The organism is Pseudoroseomonas cervicalis ATCC 49957, from assembly GCF_000164635.1.
GTDB lineage: Bacteria > Pseudomonadota > Alphaproteobacteria > Acetobacterales > Acetobacteraceae > Pseudoroseomonas > Pseudoroseomonas cervicalis.
In genome coordinates, this window is record NZ_GG771233.1 from 1 (window position 1) to 576 (window position 576).

Consider the following 576-nt stretch of genomic DNA (forward strand, 5'->3'; position numbering starts at 1 on the left):
CGGCCCGCCGCGCCAGGTCCAGCGCGACCCCCTCCAGCCGGGGGTCGGCGATGCGGGCGCGGGCCGAGCCCTCGCCAATGCCGGCCGCCAGCAGCGCGTCCTCCGGCACGTAGATGCGGTCGCGCGCCGCGTCCTCGTCGAGGTCGCGCAGCACATTGACCAGCTGCAGCGCCCGGCCGAGGGCGAGGCCGAAGGGCTCGGCCTCCGCCGCGCCGAAGATGCGCACCGCCAGCGCGCCGACGCTGCCCGCCACCTGCCGGCAATAGAGGTCGAGCGCGGCGGCATCGGCGATGCGGCGGCAGGGGCCGGCATCGGCCTCCATGCCGTCGATCATGGCGCGGCATTCGGCGAGCGGCAGGGTGAATTCGGCGCGCGCCCAGGCCAGCTCGCGCGAGAGCGGGCAGTCCGGCAGCTCCAGCTTGCGGCGCCATTCGGCGAGCGCGGCGCGCTTGTCGGCCTCCGGCATGGCGCCGTCGGCGATGTCGTCCACCGCGCGGCAGAAGGCATAGACGGCGTAGAGGGCGCGCCGCGCCGGGCCGCGCGTCGCCGCCATGCCGCGCGCGAAGGAGGAGCGGG

The 576-nt window shown here is 77.3% G+C and carries 1 protein-coding gene; it reads right to left on the reverse strand.

All coding sequences use genetic code 11. The features are described from left to right. On the reverse strand, nucleotides 1-576 hold a 576-nt coding region (locus HMPREF0731_RS22740), incomplete at both ends, for a squalene/phytoene synthase family protein (protein WP_007006633.1).